We start from the raw sequence: 18,947 nt of genomic DNA on the forward strand, positions 1-18,947 counted from the left end.
TCGTGCCGACCATCCTGTCCTTCGTTATCGTCGGTTTCGCCTGGAAGCTGATCCTGTCGCCGCTGTGGGGCGTGGCGCCGCATCTGATGGATATCGTCGGCCTGAAAAGCCTGTTCACGCCGTGGCTCGGCAAGGAGCAATATGCACTGACCGCACTCAGCCTGATCTCGGTGTGGCAGTTCGTCGGCATCCCGATGATGCTGATCTATGCCGCCCTGCTGTCGATCCCCGAAGAGGTGATCGAGGCCGCCGAATGCGACGGGATTACCGGCCTTTCACAGTTCTGGAAGATCAAGCTGCCGCTGATCCTGCCGTCGATCGGCATCATCTCGATCCTCACCTTCGTCGGCAATTTTAACGCTTTCGACCTGATCTACACCGCGCAAGGCGCGCTCGCCGGGCCAAACTATTCGACCGACATTCTCGGCACCTTCCTCTACCGCGCCTTCTTCGGCTTCCAGCTGCAGACCGGCGACCCCAATATGGGCGCGGCGATCGCCACGATGATGTTCCTGATCATCCTCGGCGGCGTCTGCGTCTACCTCTTCCTCGTCCAGACGCGCCTGCGTCGCTATCAGTTCTGAGGGGCCGAGAGATGAGCACCGCCACCCGTTCCGTGCCCCGCACCATCGGCGCCCACGCGATCCTTTTGACCTACACGGCAATCGCGCTGTTTCCGGTGATCCTCGTCATCATGAACTCGTTCAAGTCCCGCGCGGGCATCTTCGGTGCGCCGCTGACGCCGCCGACGCCTAAAACCTTCGACCTGATCGGCTACACGACCGTCATCGGCCAGGGCGACTTCATCCACTATTTCCAGAACAGCCTTGTCGTCACCGTCGCCTCGCTGTTCTTCGTGCTTTTGTTCGGCGCCATGGCCGCGTTCGCACTGTCGGAATACCGCTTCCGCGGCAATTCGCTGATGGGGCTCTATCTGGCGCTCGGCATCATGATCCCGATCCGGCTGGGCACCGTCGCCATCCTGCAATTGATGGTGGCGAGCGGGCTGGTCAACACGCTGACGGCGCTGATCCTGGTCTACACCGCGCAAGGCCTGCCGCTTGCCGTGTTCATCCTGTCGGAGTTCATGAAGCAGGTCTCCGACGATCTAAAGAATGCCGGCCGCATCGACGGCCTGTCCGAATACACCATCTTCTTCCGGCTGGTGCTGCCGCTGGTCAGGCCCTCGATGGCGACCGTCGCCGTTTTCACCATGATCCCGATCTGGAACGATCTGTGGTTCCCGCTGATCCTGGCGCCGTCGGAGGAAACCAAGACCGTGACGCTCGGCGCGCAGCTCTTCCTCGGCCAATTCGTCACCAACTGGAACGCCATTCTCGCTGCCCTGTCACTGGCCATCATGCCGGTGCTGATCCTCTACGTCATCTTCTCGCGGCAACTGATCCGCGGCATCACGTCCGGAGCCGTCAAGTGAACTCTGAAACACCCCTTCGTGTCGTTGTCGCCGGCCTCGGCAATATGGGCCGCAGCCATGCGCTGGCTTATCATACCAATCCCGGTTTCCAGATCGCGGCGCTGATCAATCGCTCCGACGTGCCGCTGCCGGACGGGCTGTCGGATTACGGCATCAGGCGCTCCTTCGATGACGCCCTGCGTGACGAAAAGCCCGATGTCGCCTGCATCGCCACCTATTCCGACAGCCATGCCGACTATGCTGTGAAGGCCTTCGAGGCCGGTTGCCACGTCTTCGTCGAGAAGCCGTTGGCAACGACGGTGGCCGACGCCAGGCGCGTCGTCGCGGCGGCGAAGGCCAACGGCAGGAAGCTGGTGATCGGCTACATCCTGCGCCATCACCCGTCCTGGATCAGGCTGATCGCCGAAGCCCGCAAGCTCGGCGGCCCCTATGTCTTTCGCATGAACCTCAACCAGCAATCCTCGGGTCACACCTGGGAGACGCACAAGCAGTTGATGCAGACGACCTCGCCGATCGTCGACTGCGGCGTGCACTATCTCGACGTCATGCTGCAGATCACCGATGCGAAGCCGATCGAGGTGCGTGGCATGGGCGTGCGGCTGTCCGACGAGGTGGCGCAGTCGATGTACAATTACGGCCATTTGCAGGTGCTGTTCGACGACGGCTCGGTCGGCTGGTACGAAGCCGGCTGGGGTCCGATGATTTCGGAAACGGCGTTCTTCGTGAAGGACGTCATCTCGCCCAATGGCTGCGTGTCGATCGTCATGAAGGAAGGTGTGAAGTCCGATGACATCGACACCCACACCAAGACCTCGACCATCCGCCTGCACAGTGCGGCGACCGGCGCGGACGGCAAGTTTCTCAAGGCCGACGAGATGCTGTCGATGGAGGGCGAACCCGGCCATCAGGATCTCTGCGACCTCGAACAGGCCTTCGTGCTGAAGGCGATCCGCGAGGATCTCGATCTCACCAAACATATGGACGACGCGGTCAAATCGCTCGCCGTCTGCCTTGCAGCCGACGAGAGCGTGCACAGTGGCACCGCCGTCAAACTCTAGAACAGGGACGAAGCCGTGGGCTCGCTGAACATCGAGAACGTGAAGAAGGCCTTTGGGCCGGTCGAGGTGCTGAAGGGCATCAACCTCGAAGTGAACGACGGCGAGTTCGTTGTCTTTGTCGGGCCGTCCGGCTGCGGCAAGTCGACCTTGCTCAGGGTCATTGCCGGGCTGGAGGACTCGACCTCGGGCCGCGTCGTCATCGATGGCGCGGATGTCTCGGCCACGCCGCCGGCCAAGCGCGGCATCGCCATGGTGTTCCAGACCTATGCGCTCTATCCGCATCTGACGGTGAAGAACAATATGGGCCTCGGCCTCAAGCAGGCCGGCACGCCCGCCCCGGAGATCGACCGCCGCATCGGCATCGCCTCGTCGATGCTGTCGCTGGAGCCCTATCTCGAAAGGCGGCCGGCCGAACTCTCCGGCGGCCAGCGCCAGCGTGTCGCCATCGGCCGCGCCGTGGTGCGCGAACCCAAGCTCTTTCTCTTCGACGAGCCGCTTTCGAACCTCGATGCAGCACTGCGCGTCAACACGCGGCTGGAGATCGCGCAGCTGCATCGCCGGCTGAAGGCGACGATGATCTACGTCACCCACGACCAGGTCGAGGCGATGACGCTGGCCGACAAGATCGTGGTGCTCAACGCAGGGAAAATCGAGCAGATCGGTGGCCCGATGGAGCTCTACAATTCGCCGGCAAATGAGTTCGTCGCCGGCTTCATCGGCTCACCAAAGATGAATTTCGTCAACGGCGCCAGGCTCGGCGAAACCGCCAAGACCATCGGCGTGCGGCCGGAACATTTGACCGTCCATCCGAAATCCGGCGCCTGGAAGGGTACGGTGGTGCACGCCGAGCATCTCGGCGCCGACACCAACCTCTATCTCGACTGCGAGAAGGCGGGCCTGATCACCGTGCGGATTTTTGGTGTTTATGATGCCGAGCCGGGTGCCACGCTGTATGCGACGCCGGATCCGGCGAAGACCTATCGGTTTGGCGCTGATGGGAAGACGATCAAGTAATATTTGACGTCGGCGCTGCCCCTCATTGCCCTGCCGGGCATTTCTCCCCGTATAGTGACGGGGAGAAAGGTACTGGCGCGACGCCGGCGCCTTCTTTGCAGCGTTGGCGATTGGCGAAAGCAGCAGTCACAGCGTCCTTCTCCCCGTTCACGGGGAGAAGATGGCGGCAGCCAGATGAGGGGCGGCGCAGACCTGTCGAGCGACAGGCTTATACGTCCGCCTTGAACGTCTGCTTCTGCTGGCCCAGGCCCTCGATTCCCAGCTCCACCACATCGCCGGCCTTCAAGAACACCGGCGGCTTCATGCCGAGACCGACGCCGGGCGGCGTGCCGGTGGAGATGATGTCGCCGGGGTGCAGCGACATGAACTGGCTGAGATAGGAAACCAGATACTTGACGCCATAGACCATGGTCTTGGTCGAGCCGTTCTGCATCGTCTTGCCGTTGACCGTCAGCCACATTTTGAGGTTCTGCGGATCGGCCACTTCGTCCTTGGTTACCAGCCATGGGCCGGTCGGGCCGAACGTGTCGCAGCTCTTGCCCTTGGTCCACTGGCCCTGCCGCTCGGCCTGGAAGGCGCGCTCGGAGACGTCGTGGGCAACGCTGTAGCCGGCGACATAGTCGAGCGCATCGGCCTCGCTGACATATTTGGCGGTTTTGCCGATGATTACGGCCAGTTCGACTTCCCAGTCGGTCTTCTCCGAGCCGCGGGGGATCAGCACGTCGTCATCCGGCCCGACAATGGCCGAGCTTGCCTTCATGAAGATGATCGGCTCCGGCGGCACGGTGGCGCCGGTTTCGGCGGCATGGTCGGAATAGTTGAGGCCGATGCAGATGAACTTGCCGGTGCCGGCAACGCAGGCGCCAAGGCGCGGGCTGCCGGAAACCGCCGGCAGCGACTTCGGATCGAGCTTGGCCAGTGCCGCCAGCGATGCCGGGTCGAGCGTCTTGCCGCCGATGTCGGTGACGTGAGCGGAGAGATCACGGATCGTTCCATCCGCATCGAGCAGGCCGGGACGTTCGCTTCCCACCTCGCCATAGCGCAACAGTTTCATCTAAATCCTTCTCCTGATTGCGGCCTCGTGGCCTTTTGCAAACTTTCCGCCAAGGCGATTGCGCCTTCAAGGAACCGGCGGACCGTACCCATCGACCTGACTACGAACAAGCGCGATCGCCATACAAGATAGCCGGCGCGCGGGATTTTCAGACTCTTCGATCCCCTGTCATACGCCGGGAAAGGGCCGGCTCGTCCGGCTCGGCAAGATTTCCGCAGTCAGATCGACCAGCCGCCATCGATATTGTAGGCCTGCCCTGACGTATAGGTGGCGCCGGCCAGATAGACGGCGAGATCCGCGATCTCCTCCGGCGTGCCGAGCCGGCCCATCGGCTGGCGGGCGATGAAGGCGGCGCGGGCGGCATCGTAGTCGCCTTGCGCGTGCATGCGGTCCTGCAGCGACGGGCTCTCGACCGTGCCGGGGCAGATGGCGTTGCAGCGTATACCCTTGCCGACATAGTCGGCGGCGATCGCCTTGGTCAGGCCGATGACGGCGGCCTTGGTCAGGCCATAGACGAAGCGGTTGGGCACGCCCTTGGTTGAACTGGCCAGCGAGGCCATGTTGATGATCGATCCGTCGCCGCGTTCCAGCATGCCGGGCAGCACGGCCCGGCTGGTGCGGATCATGGCGCGAACATTGAGATTTAGCGCGAAATCGAGGTCTCCGTCCTTCATCTCGAGGATCGAGCCCGAATGGACGAAACCGGCGCAATTGAACAGCACGTCGACGACGCCGATCTCGGCAAAGGCGGCGTTGACGGCTTCGTCGTTGAGTACGTCCAGCTTGCGGGTCTTGATCCCCGGCGTCCTGGCGAGTTCCGCCAGCAGTGCCTCGTTGATGTCGGTGGCGTGGACGATGGCGCCAGCTTTTGCGAACGCCAGTGCGCTCGCCTTGCCGATGCCTTGCGCCGCTGCCGTGACGACAACGACCTTGCCTGCCAGATCCGCCATGCTGTTCTCCTCGTCCGCTGGGATAGTCGGGTCTACCTGCGGCTGGCCAAGGCGTCATGTGCCAGTCACGCGCGATCGTGCAGCCTGCGCCGTTGACCGTTCACTGATAAAGATGTTTTTTCTCGTTAAAGAACATCTGTCCGTGCGTCAACCCCGAACACGGTCTCACAGCACCGGCGGGACATCAATCGCCGTAAGGCACCCAGACATTCTTGACCTCGACGGCGCGGCGCAGGAAGGCGTCGCCGGCGGCTTCGTCGGATGCCCAGTCGAGGCTGCGGCCATTGCCGCTCCAGACGCGCTTGAGGTTGCCGATGGACTCTGCCTCCGCCTTGGCGCAGGTCTCTGCGTCGGCGAACACCCAGAGCCCGTCGACATCGTCATGCTTGGCCAGCACGCCGGCAAGTTCGGCGCTGCGGCCGGTGACGATGTTGATGGCGCCTGAGGGAATGTCGGAATATTCGATGACCTGGTAGAGATCGGTGGCCAGCAGCGGGTAGCGCTCCGACGGCACCGCAACCACGGTGTTGCCCATGGCCAGCGCCGGTGCGACCAGCGAGATCAGACCGAGCAGCGGCGAGCTATCGGGGGCGACGATGCCGACGACGCCGACCGGTTCATGAAGCGCCAGCGTCACGGCACGCGCCGGCGGCTGGTGCACGCGGCCCTCGAACTTGTCGGCCAGACCGGCATAGAGGAACAGCCGTTCAATGGATTGTTCTACCTCTTCCCGCGCGGCGTTGGGCGTAGCGCCGGTCAATTCGGTGAGACGGGCGGCGAACTCGCCGGCACGGCCGGAAAGATTCTCGGCCAGATAATAGAGCACCTGGGACCTGTTATAGGCGGTCGCCTCCGGCCAGGCCTTGGCACCGCGGGCGGCAGAGACGGCATCACGGATATCCTTGCGGCTGCCGAGCCCAACCTCGCCGGCAAGCTTGCCCTTGGCGGTGGCGATGGCGAGCGAATAATTGCCATCCGGCCGTACCTGCTTGCCGCCGATGAACAGCTTTGCCGTGCGATCGATCGTGTCGCCGTCCGGCTGCTCGACAGGCTGTGCGGAGGTCGTCGCCGGCTTGATGACCGGGCCGAGCGGCAGCTTTGCCGTGAGATATTCGAACATGCCCTCGCGCCCGCCCTCGCGGCCGAATCCGCTTTCGCGGTAGCCCCCGAAGCCACAGGCGGCGTCGAACATGTTGGTGCCGTTGACCCAGACCACGCCGGCCTTCAATTGCGGCGCGACGTGCAAAGCAAGGTTGACGTTCTCGCTCCACACCGAGGCGGCGAGCCCGTAGCGCGTGTTGTTGGCTAGCTCGATCGCTTCCTCGGTGTTGCGGAAGGTCATGGTCGCCAGAACAGGGCCGAACACCTCTTCTTGTGCCAATATGTTAGCCGGCGAAACACCTGTGGCGAGCGTCGGCAGATGGTAGTAGCCGGAAGACGGCAGCGCCGCATCCGGCTGCCAGCAGACGGCGCCCTGCCTGGCACCTTCGGCAACCAGGCCCTTGACGCGGTCAAGCTGGGTCAAGTCGACCAGCGGGCCGATATCGGTGTTCTTGTCGAGCGGGCTGCCGACGCGCAGCCGGCTCATCCGCGTCTTGACCTTGGCGATCAGGGCGTCGGCTATGCCTTCCTGCACCAGCAGGCGCGAGCCGGCACAGCAGACCTGGCCCTGGTTGAACCAGATACCATCGACCAGGCCTTCGACGGCGCTGTCGAGATCGGCATCCTCGAAGACGATGAAGGCCGACTTTCCGCCAAGTTCCAGCGACAGTTTCTTGCCCGAGCCGGCAGTGGCTTTCCGGATGATCTTGCCGACTTCGGAAGAACCGGTGAAGGCGATCTTCTGGGTGCCGGGATGGTTGACGATGGCGACGCCGGCCTCAGGGCCGCCCTGGACGATGTTGACGACGCCTTTCGGCACGCCGGCGCGTTCGCAAATCTCGGCAAACAGGATAGCGGTCAGCGGCGTGAACTCGGCCGGCTTCAGCACCACGGTGCAGCCGGCGGCGAGCGCCGGCGCGATCTTCCAGGCCAGCATCAGCAGCGGAAAGTTCCACGGGATGATCTGGCCGACCACGCCGACACCCTTGTGGCCGGCGAAATCCCTGTCCAGCGCCTGCGCCCAACCGGCATGGTGTATGAAGTGGCGGATCGCCAGCGGCACGTCGATGTCGCGGCTTTCGCGGATCGGCTTGCCATTGTCGATGGTCTCCAGCACCGCGAACAGGCGCTGGTGACGCTGCATGGCGCGGCCGATGGCATAAAGCACCTTGGCGCGCTGATAACCCGAGGCTGCCGACCACTTCGGCAGCGCCTTGGTGGCCGCCGCAACCGCCGCATCGATGTCGACGGCGTTGGCGGCGGATACGTTGGCCAGCAGCTTGCCGGAAGACGGCTCGCTGGTTTCGAAAGTCTTGCCGCCGGACGCGGCTTTCCAGTCGCCGCCGATGAACAGCGCCCTGCCGAAATCGCGCGCGGCAAGCCAGGCGTCGGCCTCGTTGCGGGCTTCCGGCGCCGGGCCGTATTCCATGGCGTGGTAGCGGTCGAGAATGTTCATTGGGCGCCTCCTTCACCCCTCCCACTTGTGGGAGGGTCGATCGGCTTGCCGATCGGGGTGGGGGTAAATCTCTCAAGCCATCGCGTGGCGATGATTGGCCGAATAGTGTCCCGTCAGATGGTGCTCGAGCTGGCGCTCGATGTCGGTCAAGAGGCTCGACGCGCCGAAGCGGAACAGGTCTGGCTCCAGCCATGGCCGGCCGAGCTCTTCCTTCATCAGCACCAGCCAGTCGAGCGAGGCCTTGGCCGTGGATATGCCGCCGGCCGGCTTGAAGCCGATGAGATAGCCGGTTTCCTCGAAATAGGCCCTGATGGCGCGCACCATGGCGAGGCCGACGGGCAGCGTCGCGTTGACGCTTTCCTTGCCGGTCGAGGTCTTGATGAAATCGGCGCCCGCCATCATCGCCACCATCGAGGCCAGCATGACGTTGCGCAGCGTTGCGAGGTCGCCGGTGCCGAGGATGACCTTCAGATGCGCGTCACCGCAAGCGGCGCGCATCGAGACGATCTCGTTGTAAAGCTCCCGCCACTTGGCCCCGAACACCAGGCCGCGCGGGATGACGACGTCGATCTCGTCGGCGCCGTCGCGGACCGAGGCCTCGATCTCCTGCAGGCGGGTCGACAGCGGCGTAAGGCCATGCGGGAAGGCGGTGGAAACGGCGGCGACATGGATGCCGGTGCCGCGCACCGCATCGACGGCGGTGGCAACGAAGGGATGGTAGACGCAGACGGCGGCCGGGCGGATGGTTTCACCCGATATGCCAAGGCCCTCGACGATGTCGCGGCGGAACGGATTGATCGCCTTGGCGCAGAGCCGGCGCACGCGCTCCTCGGTATCGTTGGAATTCAGCGTCGTCAAATCCATGCAGGCGACGGCGCGCAGCAGCCAGGCCGCCTGGTTGTCGGCCTTTATAGAGCGCCGCTTGGTCAAGCTGGCGACGCGCCGTTCCAGCGCCGAGCGGTTGACGCTGCGCACCGATTCCATGAAGCCGAGATCGAGCTTCATGCCGGGATTGCGCGCAATGCGATGGTCCGGTGGAACGGCTGTGTTGGCGGCGGCACGCGCCGGCAGCGGCGTCACCTTGGACGAGCCGACATCGGCTTCGCGGATTGTGCTGCTCATCTCCTGCCCTTTCATTCAGCGACGTGTGCCGAAGATAGCCCGTGAAGTCGTACTTCACGAGTCCTGCAGACGGTGATATCCGAAAAAGGCGGCGAAAGCAGCAGTTTTTGACCGTATGGTCAAAAACGCAGACTTCGAGATGTCAGGTGCGGCTCAGCCGACGAAAGCGCGCTCGACCACGAAAGTCGCCGGGTGGCTCAGCGAACCTTCCTCGAAGCCGAGGCTTTCGGCCAGTTCCTTGACGTCCTTCAGCATATGCATCGAGCCGCAGATCATGATGCGGTCGGTTTCCGGGCTGAGCTTGTCGATGCCGAGATCGCTGTAGAACTTGCCGGAGCCGATCAGCGCGGTGATGCGGCCCATGCGCGCTGAGTCCTCGCGGGTCGTTGAATTGTAGAGCGTGACGCGCCCAGTGGTCAGTTCACCGATCAGCGGGTCGCTTTCCAACGCCGCGACCAGCTCCTGGCCATAGGTGAGTTCCGCATTGTCGCGGCAGGTATGGGTCAGGATCAGCTGATCGAATTTGTCGTAGGTGTCGGGGTCGCGCAGCAGGCTGGCGAAAGGCGCGATGCCGGTGCCGGTCGAGATCATGAACAGCCGCTTGGCCGGCGTCAGCGCGTCGACCACCAGCGTGCCGGTCGACTTCTGGCGCATGATAACCGTATCGCCGACCTGGATCTTCTGCAGTTCGGAGGTCAGCGGACCGTCCGGCACCTTGATCGAGAAGAATTCCAGCTCTTCGTCCCAGGCCGGGCTCGCCACCGAATAGGCGCGGTACACCGGCTTCTCGGCATTGGGCAGGCCGATCATGACGAACTCGCCGGAGCGGAAGCGCAGCGACTGCGGACGGGTGATGCGGAACGAGAACAGCCGATCGGTATAGTGCTTCACCGAGACGACGGTTTCGGCATAGACGTTGGCCGGAATCGGGAACTGCAGCGGTCGGGCGCCGACGGTGTTGAGAGCGGATGTGGTGTTCATCAAATCCAACCTTCTGGCCCAACCGTGGACGCGGGCGCCTAACTTTCACCTGCACGCCCGGACCATTCAGATCCCGGCGGGCTGTTCGCACACTGCAAAGCGGCAAGCTCTTGTGTCCGGAATTTATTAGTATACAAACGATATTTGCGTCAAGATGCTCCCTTAAAACAGCTTTCCAAACTGGCGCATATCCGTAGTCCGCGCATTTCGGGTTTCGACGATGGAAGAGAATATTTCGGCGCAAGCGCGCGATTCCCGGGGAAATGTCGTCGCCGGTATCGATGTCGGCGGCACCTTCACCGACCTGCTCCTGATCGACGGAAGCGACGGCGGCCGGGTGTATCTGGCCAAGACGCCGACCACGGTGGACAACCAGGCTTTCGGTGTGGTTTCGGCACTCGGCGCCACCGGATTTCCGATCGGCGGCATCGACCTCATCGTGCATGGCACGACCACCACCACCAATGCGGTGCTCGAACGCCGGCTGGCGAAAACCGGCATGATCACCACGCGCGGTTTTCGCGACGTGATCGAACTGGGCCGGCGCACGCGGCCGCAGGCCTATGGCATGACCGGCAGCTTCGTGCCGATCATTCCGCGCAATCTCAGGCTCGAAGTCTCGGAGCGCGTCGAAGCATCGGGCGCGGTGCGCACGCCGCTCGACGAGACCGAGATGCGCGACGCAGTGCAGACGCTGATCGCGGCCGGTTGCGAATCCCTGGTCATCCATTTCCTGCATTCCTACGCCAACCCGGCACATGAGCGGCGCGCCGTCGAAATCGCCACCGAACTCTGGCCGAACGGCTACATCACGGCAGGCCATGCGCTGCTGTCGGAAGCGCGCGAATTCGAACGCGGCGTGACCGCTTCGGTCAACGCCTCAGTGCAGCCGATCCTCGAGCGCTATGTCGAGCGGCTGCGCAAGGAATTGGCCGCCAAAGGCTATGCCCGCGACTTCCTGATCATGAACGGCAATGGCGGCATGATCTCGGCCCGCTTCGTCACACGTGAATCGGCCAAGACGGTCATGTCCGGCCCGGCCTCGGGCGTCATCGCCGCCGCCTATACGGGAAAACGCGCCGGCTTCGAAAACCTCGTCACCTATGACATGGGCGGCACCTCGACCGACGTGGCGCTGATCCGCAATGCCGAGCCGGCAGTGTCGAACGAGATCGAGATCGAATATGCGATGCCGATCCATGTTCCGATGGTGGCGGTGCACACGGTCGGCGCCGGTGGCGGCTCGATCGCCCGCGTCGATGCGGCCGGCCTGATCCAGATCGGCCCGGAAAGTGCCGGCGCCAATCCCGGCCCGATCTGCTACGGACGCGGCGGCCTCGAGCCGACCATTACCGACGCCAATCTGGTGCTCGGCCGGCTGGCGCCGAAGAAGCTGCTGGCGGTCCAAAATCCCGTCACATCAGAGCGCGTCACCGGCATTTTCGAAGACAAGATAGGCAAGGCGACCGGCCTGTCCGGCGTCGAGGCGGCGGGCGCGGTGCTGCGGCTCGGCAACATGAAGATGGCGGGCGCCATCCGCATGGTCTCGGTGTCGCGCGGCCATGACCCTCGTGATTTCGCGCTGTTCGCCTTTGGCGGCGCCGGCCCGCTGCACGCAACGGCCCTGGCGCGCGAACTCGGCCTGCCCCGGGTGCTGGTACCGGCGCGTCCGGGCATCACCAACGCACTCGGCTGCGTCGTCGCTGACCTGCGCCATGATTTCGTCAACACCGTCAACCAGCCGGTGGCGGTGCTCGACGAAACACAGCTTCGCACCGTATTGGAACGGCACCGGAACGAAGGCGAAGAGCTGATCGGCAAGGAAGCGGTGAAGCCGGAGACGATCCGCGTCACGCACTCCGCCGACATGCAGTTCGTCGGCCAGACCCACATCATCAACGTGCCGCTGCCGTCCTTATCGGTGACGCGGGCAACGCTGCAGCAGCTTTTCGAAAAGGCCTATTTTGCCCGCTTCAAGGTCGAACTGCCGGAAATCCGCGCCAACCTCGTCAATCTCAACACCTCGGTGACGGGCGTCCGCCCGTCGATAGACCTGTCGCGCCTGATCGACCCGGCTGGGCGCGCAACAACGCTCGACGAGGCGCGGCGCGAGATCCGGCCGGTCTGGTACAGCGGACGCTGGCACGACACGCCGGTATACGCGCGCGAAAAACTGCCGCTCGACGCTGAAATCGAAGGGCCGGCGATCCTCGAACAGATGGACGCCACCACCGTGCTCGAACCCGGCGACCGCGCACGCTGCGACGCCGACGGCAACATCATCATCGACATCGGCGAGGCCTGAGATGCCTGACATTGATATGGCAAAGCTCGACGCCATCACGCTTTCGGTCCTCCAGGCCGCCTTGCAGCAGGTCTGCGACGAGATGGACCTGACCTTCTCGCGCGCCGCCTTCTCGCCTGTCATCGCCGAGGCCAATGACCGCTCCGACGGCATCTATTCGGCCGTCGATGGTTCGCTGATCGCGCAAGGCAGCCAGGGCCTGCCGGTGTTCGTCGGCGTCATGCAATATTCGACCAGGACGGTGATCGAGATGATCGCCGATGGCCGCTGCTTGGCCCCGGAGCCGGGCGACATCTACATCGTCAACGATCCCTATCTCGGCGGCACCCATCTGATGGATGTGCGCTTTGCCATGCCGGTCTACCGGGACGGCAAGATTTTCTGCTGGCTGTCCAATACCGGCCATTGGCCCGACATTGGCGGCTCGGTGCCGGGCGGATTTTCAGCCTCGGCGACTGCCGTGGAGCAGGAAGGCCTGCGACTGCCGCCCGTAAAACTGTTCAAGAAGGGCGTGCTCGATCCGGAGATCTACGCCATCATCTGCTCCAACATCCGTGTCGCCGACCAGCGCATCGGCGACATCCGCGCCCAGGCTGCGGCACTGCTGATCGGTCAGGACAGGCTCAATGGGATCCTGGATCGTTACGGTGATGAAACGGTTGTCGAGGCGATCGCCGAACTGCGCCGCCGCGCGGCCGAGCAGATGCGCGCCAACATCTCAGCCATTCCCGACGGCATCTACCATTCCAAGGCGTTTGTCGATTCCGACGGGGTGGTCAACGAGCCGCTGACCATCGCGCTCGCCGTCGAGAAAAAAGGCAATACGCTGACCTTCGATTTCACCGGCTCGTCAAAGCCCTGCGCCGGGCCGATGAACAGTGTGCTGGCGACGACCTTGTCCTCGGTCTATCTCGCCATGCGCCACATTTTCCCTGATGTGCCGATCAGCGCCGGTGCCTTCGAACCGCTTGAAGTCAAGCGGCCGGAAGGCACGTTCCTCGATGCCAGATATCCGCGCCCCGTATCGGGCTGCGCGGCCGAAGTGTCGCAGCGCATCGCGGAAGCGGTGTTCGCGGCGATGGTGCAGGCGTTGCCGGACAAGGTGACGGCGGCGCCCGCCGGCTCCAGCGGCAATTTCGCGCTCGGCGGCAACGATCCGGCGCGCGGCCGCGATTACGTCATGTACCAGATCTCCGGCGGCGGTTACGGCGGAAATTCAGGCCATGACGGACTGACCAATGGCTGCTCGACCATCGGCATTTCCAAATCGCCGCCGGTCGAGATCATGGAACAGGCATTCCCGGTGCTCTACCGCCACTATGCCTTGCGCGAAGGTTCAGGCGGCGCCGGCAAGCATCGCGGCGGTTTCGGCCTCGCCTATGAGGTCGAAATCCTGCGCGGCGACGCCCGTGCTTCTTTCGTCATGGATCACGGCCGTTTCGGCCCCCAAGGCGCACTCGGCGGCAGGGATGGCGCGGTCAACATGGTGACCGTCTTCCGCAACGGCGAGGAACATGTACCGCCGCATTTGTCCAAGGAGCAGGACATCGCGCTCAAGGCCGGCGACCGCGTGCGTGTCGGCACGCCGGGCGGTGGCGGCTACGGCGATCCGCTGCAGCGCGATCCGGATCTGGTGCTGCGCGACGTGGCGTTGGGTTACTATACGGTCGAGGAAGCCAACGAAAAATTTGGCGTTGTCCTCTCGGCAGGCGAACTCGGCATCGACCGGACAGCGACGAACAAGCAGCGCGCCGGCTAACGCACGACCAATCGTGAGGGCTTGGTCCGCTCGCCGCGCCGCGATCGCCGCAGCGCATGTCGTTTCCGTCTCCGCCGGGATCATGAAAGCCCGTAGACTTCCCGCTTTCAACGGGGAACTCGAACATGCGTCTTTTCGGTCGTTTCGTGCTTGCCGCTTCCGTCGCTCTCACCCTTGCCACGGGCGCCGCCTCCGCCCAGGACAAAAAACTCAGGATCGGCACCGAGGGCGCCTATCCGCCCTTCAATTACGCCAGTGCCGACGGCACGCTGGGCGGCTTCGACATCGACTTGGGGAAGGCGCTATGCGCCGAGATGAAGGCCGAGTGCGAGTTCAGCGTGCAGGATTTCGATGGTTCCATACCGGCGCTGCAGGCCGGCAAGTTCGACGCCATCATCAACATCACCATCACGCCCGAGCGGGCCGAGAAGGTCGAGTTCACCCACAAATACTACCAGACGCCGCCGGCCATCGCCGTACCGAAGGATTCGACCATATCAGGCACCTCGCCGGACGATCTGAAAGGCAAGGCGCTCGGCGTGCAGACCGCGACCATCCACCAGAAATTCGCCGACCAGAAATATGCAGGCTCGACGGTCAAGGCCTATCCGACGGGCGACGATGCCCGCACCGACATGGCCAATGGCCGCCTCGACGCGATGATGGACGGCTCGATCATCCTGACCGAGTGGTTGAAGAAGCCAGACGGCGCCTGCTGCAAGCTGCTCGGCACGCTGACGGCAGATCCGGCCATACACGGCCCGGGCGTCGGCATCGCCCTGCAGAAGGGCAACAAGGAGTTGGCCGACAAGCTCAATGCGGCCATCGACGCGCTGCGCGCCAATGGCAAGTACAAGGAAATCAACGACAAATACTTTTCCTTCGACGTCTACGGCAGCTGAGAACGACAACAGATGCCTTCCGGCAGCGCTGCCTGGCGCTGCCGTTTTTCTTGAACGATGGAGACTTCCTTGGCTGAGCGGCATTCCCCTTTCTACAGCAGCATCGTCGGGCTGGGCGCGACCATGGGTCGTGTCGGGGGCGATTTCATCTCGGCCAAAACTTATTCCGGCATTGCCGACGAGCACCTGAACACCCGCAGGAATGTCGGCGTGCAGGATCTCAGCACCATGGGCAAGATGGATATCAAGGGGCCGGAGGCCGAGGCGCTGGTCAACCATGTCATCGTCAATAATGCCGCTGCCATGAAACCGGGCCAGGTCCGCTATTCCACGGTCTGCCGCGAGGATGGCGGCATCATGGACGACCTCACCGTGTTTCGGTTGGGCCCGGAGCACTTCATGCTGGTGACCGGCTCGGTCAACCGCCTGAAGATGCTGCCCTGGCTGCAGCATCACGCTCAGGGCCGCAAGGCCTATGTCACCGACATCACGGCGGCCATCGCCTTCCCGACCATCCAGGGTCCGCGCTCGCGCGAACTGCTGAAAGCGTTGATCGCGGATGCCGATCTGGATGGACTGAAGCGCTGGTCGTTCACGTCGGGCCATATCAACGGCACGAGAGTACTGATCTCGCGCACCGGCGTCACCGGCGAACTCGGCTTCGAACTGTTCGTGCCGGCCGACGAGGCGGCCTCTCTCTGGGACGCGCTGATGCGCACCGGCCGTGACTTTGGCCTGAAACCCTATGGCGTGCTGGCGATGTTCACGCTGGGCCTGGAAAAGGCCTATCCGGCGCACGGCATCGACATGGACGAGACCCGCACCCCGTTCCATGTCGGCCTCGACCGCTGGATCAAGTTCGACAAGGGCGATTTCATCGGCCGCGAAGCTTTGCTCAAGGTTCGCGACAAGGGCCTCGACGAGCAATGGGTCGGACTGATCCTCGACGGCGACAAGCCGGCCGCGGCCGATGCCAGGATTCTGGCCGATGGCGAGGACGCCGGCATCGTCACCTACAGCGACCACGGCTATTCCCTCGGCAAGGTGCTGGCCACCGCGCATCTGCGGCTGCCCTTCACGGCTGTCGGCACCGAATTGAGCATTGATATCGGTGGTAAGCCGACGCGTGCGGTGGTGGCTCCGATACCGTTCTTCGATCCGGAAGGGGCGAGGTTGCGAGGTTAGCTGACCCCCCTTCGGGTGTTTCGGCCATTTCCAAGGTATGCGGGGCCGTCAACCCAAGCGACCGTCGAAACTTCTGCGGTATCCGGAACGATCAGCTCTCGCCATCGATCAGCGTCTCCAGCAGATCGAGCAACTGCTCGAGCTTTTCGTGGCCGAAGCGCTGTTCGATGTCGTCATAAATGACGCGACGCTCCGGCGACAGGGCGTCGATCAGGGCGGAACCGGCGGGCGCAATGGTTAGAACGACGCGTCGGCCGTCGCCTTCGGCCTTGTTGCGGGTGATGAATTTGCGGCCCTCGAGCGCCTTGATGATGCGCGTCAGGCTGGGCGGCAAAACCGAGGCGCGGTCGGCGAGTTCCGTCGCCTCGACCGGGCCGGCTTCGCTCAGCACGCGCAGCACGCGCCATTGCTGTTCGGTCACGTCATGCGCCGCAAGCATCGGCCGAAACCGCGCCATCACCGCTTCGCGGGCATGAAGCAGCGCCATTGGCAGAGAACGACGGGTGTTTTCAGGCAGCAAGAAAAAGAGCCTCCCATGCTTGCGATCGAAAACAGGCCTTCCCTCAGCCGAATCCGCCTGCCAGGGCCCGTTCCTGCCATCCCGTATCGTTGCGCCAAGGCCGATGCAAGACTTGACTTCGTCGGCGCTGCATGTAATTAACGCGTTAACTACAACAAAAGCAATAGACCAGGGAAACGCCGTGCCTCACTTCTCCATCGAGTATTCAGCCAATCTCGATGCCAAGGTCGACATGGGCGAATTGTGCGCGCTGGTGTTGCGCACCGTGCTGGACACCGGGCTGTTCGAGACCGGCGCCGTGCGGGTGCGGGCCTTTCGCGCCGAGGCTTACGCGATGGCCGACAGTCTGCCGGAAAACGCTTTTCTCGACATGTCGTTTCGCATCGGCACCGGCCGCAGCCCTGATGAGAAGAAGCGGACCGGCGAAGCCGTCTTCGCGGCGGTGAGCGAATATCTCGCCGGGCTGTTCGAGACCCCGCATTTCGCCCTGTCGCTCGAGATCCGGGAAATCGACCCGGAGCTGAGTTGGAAGAGAAACGCAATCCACCCGCGACTGCGCGGCAAGTGACGGAACCCGACATGTCCGACCTGCAAGGCAATCTGAACAAGGCCGAGGCCTATATGGACCGCTTCAGGCGCGATGGCGTGTTGAACCAGATCGGCGGCGAGGCGGTACCGGCGCTCGACGGCGCGACATTCGAAACGCTGTCGCCGGTCGACCTGAAGCCGCTGGCAAGCGTCGCGCGCGGCGGAGCCGCCGACATCGACCGCGCCGCCAGGGCGGCCAAGGCTGCGTTTCCGGCCTGGGCCGCCATGCCGGGCGAAGCGCGCAAGAAGCTGCTGCACAGAATCGCCGACGCGATCGAGGCGCGTGCCGAGGAGATCGCTTTCGTCGAATGCATGGATACCGGCCAGGCGCTGAAATTCATGGCCAAGGCGGCGTTGCGGGGTGCCGAGAATTTCCGCTTCTTCGCCGACCGTGCACCCGAAGCCCGAGACGGCGAGACGCTGCGGACGTCCGGCCAGGTCAACATCACGACACGCGTTCCGATCGGCCCGATCGGCATCATCACGCCGTGGAACACGCCGTTCATGCTGTCGACCTGGAAGATCGCGCCGGCGCTGGCGGCCGGCTGCACGGTGGTTCATAAGCCGGCTGAATTTTCGCCGCTGACCGCCCGCCTGCTCGTCGAGATCGCCGAGGAGGCCGGCCTGCCGAAGGGTGTCTGGAACCTGGTCAACGGCCTGGGTGAAGATGCCGGCAAGGCGTTGACCGAGCATCCCGACATCAAGGCGATCGGCTTTGTCGGCGAGAGCCGTACCGGCTCGATGATCATGAAACAAGGCGCCGACACGCTGAAGCGCGTGCATTTCGAGCTTGGCGGCAAGAACCCGGTGATCGTCTTTGCCGACGCCGATCTCGAACGCGCCGCCGACGCCGCCGTATTCATGATCTATTCGCTGAATGGCGAACGCTGCACCTCGTCGTCGCGGCTGCTGGTCGAAGCCTCGATCTATGAAAGCTTCACCGCCAAAGTCGCGGAGAGGGCGAAGCGCATCGTCGTCGGCCACCCGCTCGATCCGAAAACGGTGGTCGGGCCGCTGATCCACCCGGTGCATGAAAAGAAGGTGCTGTCCTATATCGACATCGGCAGGTCGGAGGGGGCCACGCTCGCCGTCGGCGGCGGCAAGGTCGATGGGCCGGGCGGCGGCTGTTATGTCGGCCCGACACTGTTCACCAACGTCACCAACGGCATGCGCATTGCGCAGGAGGAGATTTTCGGGCCGGTGCTGAGCGCCATTCCCTTCAACGACGAGGCCGAGGCGCTTGCGCTGGCCAACGACACGCAATACGGCCTGACCGGCTATCTCTGGACCTCGGACGTCACCCGCGCCTTCCGCTTCACCGACGCGCTCGATGCCGGCATGATCTGGGTCAATTCCGAGAATGTGCGCCATTTGCCGACACCGTTCGGCGGCGTCAAGAATTCCGGCATCGGCCGCGACGGCGGGGACCATTCCTTCGACTTCTACATGGAGACGAAGAACATAGCCTTTGCGACGACGGCGCACGCGATCCAGAAACTCGGCGGCTGACCGGAGGA

General features: G+C 63.7%; 16 protein-coding genes. 10 read left to right on the forward strand and 6 right to left on the reverse strand.

Features of this window, described 5'->3' with window-relative positions; genetic code table 11:
- From EOB49_RS10340 to EOB49_RS10355, 4 genes are all read left to right on the forward strand, one after another.
- On the forward strand, positions 1-584 hold a 584-nt coding region (locus tag EOB49_RS10340; RefSeq protein ID WP_164781638.1), incomplete at its 5' end, for a sugar ABC transporter permease.
- 11 nt (positions 585-595) lie between these two features.
- The gene (locus EOB49_RS10345) at positions 596-1,435 is read left to right on the forward strand and encodes a carbohydrate ABC transporter permease (protein ID WP_127380895.1); all 840 of its coding nucleotides are present in this window, start codon (positions 596-598) and stop codon (positions 1,433-1,435) included.
- Positions 1,432-2,493, forward strand: coding sequence for a Gfo/Idh/MocA family oxidoreductase (locus EOB49_RS10350; protein ID WP_127380896.1), 1,062 nt, complete (start codon positions 1,432-1,434; stop codon positions 2,491-2,493). Before EOB49_RS10345 ends, EOB49_RS10350 begins: the two co-directional genes overlap by 4 nt.
- 15 nt (positions 2,494-2,508) lie before the next feature.
- Entirely contained in the window at positions 2,509-3,507 is a 999-nt protein-coding gene (locus EOB49_RS10355) for an ABC transporter ATP-binding protein (RefSeq protein ID WP_127380897.1), read from the forward strand.
- Positions 3,508-3,715: 208 nt separating this feature from the next.
- Here the strand turns inward: EOB49_RS10355 and EOB49_RS10365 are convergent, their stop codons facing one another.
- From EOB49_RS10365 to EOB49_RS10385, 5 genes are all read right to left on the reverse strand, one after another.
- Positions 3,716-4,561, reverse strand: coding sequence for a fumarylacetoacetate hydrolase family protein (locus EOB49_RS10365; protein WP_127328023.1), 846 nt, complete (start codon positions 4,559-4,561; stop codon positions 3,716-3,718).
- Between the two features lie 218 nt (positions 4,562-4,779).
- A complete protein-coding gene (locus EOB49_RS10370) occupies positions 4,780-5,511 on the reverse strand; it encodes an SDR family oxidoreductase (protein ID WP_127323221.1) in 732 nt (243 codons plus the stop codon).
- 184 nt (positions 5,512-5,695) lie between these two features.
- Positions 5,696-8,068: an aldehyde dehydrogenase family protein gene (locus tag EOB49_RS10375; protein ID WP_127380898.1), complete on the reverse strand. Its 2,373-nt coding sequence runs from the start codon at positions 8,066-8,068 to the stop codon at positions 5,696-5,698.
- Between the two features lie 72 nt (positions 8,069-8,140).
- Positions 8,141-9,190 (reverse strand): deoxyribose-phosphate aldolase, encoded by a 1,050-nt coding sequence (gene deoC, locus EOB49_RS10380; RefSeq protein WP_127380899.1) that lies wholly within the window; start codon positions 9,188-9,190, stop codon positions 8,141-8,143.
- Positions 9,191-9,343: 153 nt separating this feature from the next.
- Positions 9,344-10,171 carry a ferredoxin--NADP reductase gene (locus tag EOB49_RS10385; RefSeq protein ID WP_127380900.1) on the reverse strand — a complete coding sequence of 276 codons (828 nt, stop codon included), beginning with the start codon at positions 10,169-10,171 and terminating at the stop codon, positions 9,344-9,346.
- 220 nt (positions 10,172-10,391) lie between these two features.
- On the opposite strand from EOB49_RS10385, the gene EOB49_RS10390 reads away from it, so the two are divergent.
- The 4 genes from EOB49_RS10390 to EOB49_RS10405 all read left to right on the forward strand — a co-directional run bounded on the left by EOB49_RS10390 (position 10,392) and on the right by EOB49_RS10405 (position 16,322).
- Positions 10,392-12,476, forward strand: a complete 2,085-nt coding sequence (locus EOB49_RS10390) for a hydantoinase/oxoprolinase family protein (protein ID WP_127380901.1) — start codon at positions 10,392-10,394, stop codon at positions 12,474-12,476.
- A 16-nt stretch (positions 12,477-12,492) separates the two neighbouring features.
- Positions 12,493-14,235: a hydantoinase B/oxoprolinase family protein gene (locus EOB49_RS10395; RefSeq protein WP_127380946.1), complete on the forward strand. Its 1,743-nt coding sequence runs from the start codon at positions 12,493-12,495 to the stop codon at positions 14,233-14,235.
- Between the two features lie 125 nt (positions 14,236-14,360).
- A complete protein-coding gene (locus EOB49_RS10400; RefSeq protein ID WP_127320873.1) occupies positions 14,361-15,137 on the forward strand; it encodes an ABC transporter substrate-binding protein in 777 nt (258 codons plus the stop codon).
- Positions 15,138-15,206: 69 nt separating this feature from the next.
- Complete coding sequence (locus EOB49_RS10405; protein WP_245472616.1) at positions 15,207-16,322, forward strand: aminomethyltransferase family protein; 1,116 nt, start codon at positions 15,207-15,209, stop codon at positions 16,320-16,322.
- 91 nt (positions 16,323-16,413) lie between these two features.
- Here the strand turns inward: EOB49_RS10405 and hpaR are convergent, their stop codons facing one another.
- Entirely contained in the window at positions 16,414-16,809 is a 396-nt protein-coding gene (gene hpaR / locus EOB49_RS10410; protein ID WP_127276380.1) for a homoprotocatechuate degradation operon regulator HpaR, read from the reverse strand.
- A 214-nt stretch (positions 16,810-17,023) separates the two neighbouring features.
- On the opposite strand from hpaR, the gene EOB49_RS10415 reads away from it, so the two are divergent.
- Both EOB49_RS10415 and hpaE read left to right on the forward strand, forming a co-directional pair.
- Positions 17,024-17,410: a 5-carboxymethyl-2-hydroxymuconate Delta-isomerase gene (locus tag EOB49_RS10415; protein ID WP_127266759.1), complete on the forward strand. Its 387-nt coding sequence runs from the start codon at positions 17,024-17,026 to the stop codon at positions 17,408-17,410.
- Between the two features lie 11 nt (positions 17,411-17,421).
- A complete protein-coding gene (gene hpaE, locus EOB49_RS10420; RefSeq protein WP_127380903.1) occupies positions 17,422-18,939 on the forward strand; it encodes a 5-carboxymethyl-2-hydroxymuconate semialdehyde dehydrogenase in 1,518 nt (505 codons plus the stop codon).
- Positions 18,940-18,947 lie beyond the last annotated feature (8 nt).

Source organism: Mesorhizobium sp. M7A.F.Ca.MR.148.00.0.0, assembly GCF_003997735.1.
Classification (GTDB): domain Bacteria; phylum Pseudomonadota; class Alphaproteobacteria; order Rhizobiales; family Rhizobiaceae; genus Mesorhizobium.

Coding starts and splice junctions, on each gene's coding strand:
- hpaR (WP_127276380.1), bottom strand. CDS start 16,809: ATGGCGCTGCTTCATGCCCGCGAAGCGGTGATGGCGCGGTTTCGGCCG.
- EOB49_RS10395 (WP_127380946.1), top strand. CDS start 12,493: ATGGCAAAGCTCGACGCCATCACGCTTTCGGTCCTCCAGGCCGCCTTG.
- EOB49_RS10370 (WP_127323221.1), bottom strand. CDS start 5,511: ATGGCGGATCTGGCAGGCAAGGTCGTTGTCGTCACGGCAGCGGCGCAA.
- EOB49_RS10365 (WP_127328023.1), bottom strand. CDS start 4,561: ATGAAACTGTTGCGCTATGGCGAGGTGGGAAGCGAACGTCCCGGCCTG.
- EOB49_RS10375 (WP_127380898.1), bottom strand. CDS start 8,068: ATGAACATTCTCGACCGCTACCACGCCATGGAATACGGCCCGGCGCCG.
- EOB49_RS10400 (WP_127320873.1), top strand. CDS start 14,361: ATGCGTCTTTTCGGTCGTTTCGTGCTTGCCGCTTCCGTCGCTCTCACC.
- hpaE (WP_127380903.1), top strand. CDS start 17,422: ATGTCCGACCTGCAAGGCAATCTGAACAAGGCCGAGGCCTATATGGAC.
- deoC (WP_127380899.1), bottom strand. CDS start 9,190: ATGAGCAGCACAATCCGCGAAGCCGATGTCGGCTCGTCCAAGGTGACG.
- EOB49_RS10385 (WP_127380900.1), bottom strand. CDS start 10,171: ATGAACACCACATCCGCTCTCAACACCGTCGGCGCCCGACCGCTGCAG.
- EOB49_RS10390 (WP_127380901.1), top strand. CDS start 10,392: ATGGAAGAGAATATTTCGGCGCAAGCGCGCGATTCCCGGGGAAATGTC.
- EOB49_RS10345 (WP_127380895.1), top strand. CDS start 596: ATGAGCACCGCCACCCGTTCCGTGCCCCGCACCATCGGCGCCCACGCG.